The organism is Hydrogenophaga sp., from assembly GCF_028698005.1.
Taxonomy (GTDB): Bacteria; Pseudomonadota; Gammaproteobacteria; order Burkholderiales; family Burkholderiaceae_C; genus Hydrogenophaga.
The window spans coordinates 1-2561 of sequence record NZ_JAQVEJ010000277.1 but is presented as its reverse complement, the minus strand read 5'-3'; the positions used below and the strand labels follow the sequence as shown (position 1 = coordinate 2561).

The window sequence follows — 2561 nt, the reverse complement described above, 5'->3', positions numbered from 1 at the left end:
GTGCAGCGTGTGGGTCAGCACGTGGATCTTGGCATCACGCCAGTCGACCATCTGGCCGTCCATCCAGATCTTGCCGTCGCGGTCGGACAACGAGGGAATCACGGAAGTCATGGGAGAAGCATCCTCTGGGAGTGGAAATGGGCTTGACCGCGCCGGCGGGGCGGGCCAACACGCCATTCTACGGCGGCCTGCCGGGGTTCCGTCAGTCCTGCGAGGGCGCGGCTTCGCCGGGGTCGGCGGGGCGGTGCATTTCCCACTGAACCAGGCGGCCGTGGGCAAACGTGGCCGTGACCGAGGAGCCACCGTTGTCGGTCCAGCGGTAGATCTCGGGCTGGGCACCTTCCTCCGACAGACGCTCGCCCAGTGCCTTGGTCAGGGCGATGACGTGCATCAGGCTGACGCCGGGCTTGAGCTTGACGTTGAGCATGACCGCGCTGCCGACCCATCCGATCGGCCGGTTGGCCGCCCGCTTGACGACGGTCATCAGCCGGGTGAAGTGCAGCAGCAGCCACATCAGCAGGCCGCCCGCGGCCACGGCCACGCCGGCCCAGCCCAGGGCACGCCAGGCACCCCAGAGCACGGCGATGATCAACAGGGGAATGAAAAAACGCTGGACATTCATGGCGGGATGGTCGGGTATGGAAGAGGGTGCAGGCTGCTGCGGGGTGTCCGGGGCGCGGGCCGGATGGGCCGATGCGGGCGTGCGGGCTGGTGGCGATAATAGAAGACAGCCGCGCCTGCCTGCGTGCCAGCCAACGTCCCGTCCACAACGAAAAGCCCGAAACCAACGGTTGGATTGCCCACGCAACCCATGAGTTCTCTACCGAATCGCCCGCACCCGGGCTGGCGTGCCGCCCTTGAATGGCTGCCCGCGCTGGCGTTGTTGCTGGGCGTGGCCCTGCAACTGCGGCAGTACGTTTTCAACCGCTCGCTGTGGCTGGACGAAGCCTACCTGGTGGGCTGGATGGCCGGCCGCGACATGGTGCAACTGCTGACGCAGCCGTTGGACAACAACCAGGCGGCCCCGCTGGGGTTCCTGGTGTTGACCCGGATGGCCACCATGGCGCTGGGTGGCAGCGACTGGGTCTTTCGGCTGGTGCCATGGCTGGCGGGGGGGGCTGCCCTGGGGGTCGCGGGCCTGATCGGCCGCCGGCTGTTCCGGCACTGGGCACCACGGGCCCTGTTGCTGGCCTTGCTGGGCCTGTCACCCGTGCTCGTCTACTACAGCTCGGAGTTCAAGCAGTACACGCTCGATGTGCTGGTGATGCTGGCGCTGGTGTGGGCGGCGTTGCGGTTTTCCATGGACAGGCCGGCCGCGGGCGCCTGGTGGCTGGCCGGCATCGGGGCGGCCGGGATCTGGTTGTCACACCCGTCGGTGTTCGTGCTGGCGGCCGTCGGCGTGGTGCTGGGGCTGACGGCTTGCGCCAGGCGGTGTTGGCCGGCGATGGGCTGGCTGGTCGCTGTCGGACTGGTCTGGGCGGTGTCGTTCGGCGCATCCTATGTGATGTCCTTGCGCGCCTTGTCCGGCAACAGTGCGCTGGGCGGTTTCTGGACGCACGCCTATGCGCCGTGGCCGCCCCTGAATGTCGACGACTGGCGCTGGTATCTCGATGGCGCCCTGGGACTGGTGTACCTGGCACTTCGGCACGAAGGCGTTGCGCACCACCTCGCCGAGCCCGGCTGGTGGGACGCGCTCAACGCGGTGCTGCTCGCGCTGACGGCGGTGGGGCTGACCGTCATGGCGCGCTGGCAGCCGCGCCTGGCGGCGATCCTCGTCCTGGCCGTGGTGGTCACGCTGGCGGCGTCGGCGCTGAAGCTGTACCCGTTTCGCTCGCGCCTGATCCTGTTTCTGGCGCCGCTGGTGCCGCTGGCGCTGGCGTACGTGCTGCAGGCCTGGCTGGATCGGGCGGGAGGAGCGTGGTGGCGTTGGGGTGCCGTGGTGGTCGCGGCCGGATTGCTGCTTGTGCCGGGCGTGCCCGCGGCGCGGCATTGGCGTGCTCCCTACAATGACGCTGACATCAAGAGCGCCATGGCCCACGTGCGCGACCATCGCCAGGCGGGTGATCACCTGATGATGAGCACATGGACGCACAAGGCCTTTGATATCTATCGTGCGTCGTTCGGGCTCGATGACCTCGAGGTGTTCGCGTTCCGGCAAACCCCCAACACGCGACACGACGCCCTGGCCACCCTGCGACGCATCTGCCGGTCCACGCCCGGCGGGCGGACGTGGTTGCTGATCTCGCACCGCTTCGGGCAGCGGGCCGGTTTGCTGGACATACTCCGGAGCGAGGCCGCTGTGCTGAGCGCATTCGAGGGCACCGGCGCCGGGGCCTACCTGTTCGATTTCAGTGGCTCGCCGTACTGCCTTCGGTACCGGCCGGCGGGCACGGGAGCGCCCCGGTCCGGTCAGGCCTCCTGATGTCCGGTTATCCTCTTTCATCATGCGCATATCCAATCGTCAGCGAGTTCTGGTCACCGGCGGCGCCGGCTTTCTCGGTTCCCATTTGTGTGAGCGGCTCCTGTCCAGGGGAGACGATGTGCTGTGCGTCGACAACTTC

3 protein-coding genes and 1 pseudogene are annotated in these 2561 nt (G+C 67.9%); 2 read left to right on the top strand and 2 right to left on the bottom strand.

Annotation, left to right across the window (positions count from 1 at the left end):
* Together PHQ87_RS15980 and PHQ87_RS15975 are read right to left on the bottom strand one after the other, a co-directional pair.
* Positions 1-111, bottom strand: a pseudogene (locus tag PHQ87_RS15980) (branched chain amino acid aminotransferase); the annotation flags it as partial.
* Between the two features lie 91 nt (positions 112-202).
* Positions 203-622 (bottom strand): glycerate kinase, encoded by a 420-nt coding sequence (locus PHQ87_RS15975; RefSeq protein ID WP_300236594.1) that lies wholly within the window; start codon positions 620-622, stop codon positions 203-205.
* A gap of 189 nt (positions 623-811) precedes the next feature.
* On the opposite strand from PHQ87_RS15975, the gene PHQ87_RS15970 reads away from it, so the two are divergent.
* A complete protein-coding gene (locus PHQ87_RS15970; protein WP_300236591.1) occupies positions 812-2422 on the top strand; it encodes a glycosyltransferase family 39 protein in 1611 nt (536 codons plus the stop codon).
* A gap of 22 nt (positions 2423-2444) precedes the next feature.
* Positions 2445-2561, top strand: a 117-nt coding sequence (locus tag PHQ87_RS15965) for an NAD-dependent epimerase/dehydratase family protein (protein ID WP_300236597.1), incomplete at its 3' end; no start/stop codon positions are given.

Excerpts from the sequence above, each read along its gene's own strand:
- PHQ87_RS15970 (WP_300236591.1), top strand. The coding sequence starts at position 812 with ATGAGTTCTCTACCGAATCGCCCGCACCCGGGCTGGCGTGCCGCCCTT.
- PHQ87_RS15975 (WP_300236594.1), bottom strand. The coding sequence starts at position 622 with ATGAATGTCCAGCGTTTTTTCATTCCCCTGTTGATCATCGCCGTGCTC.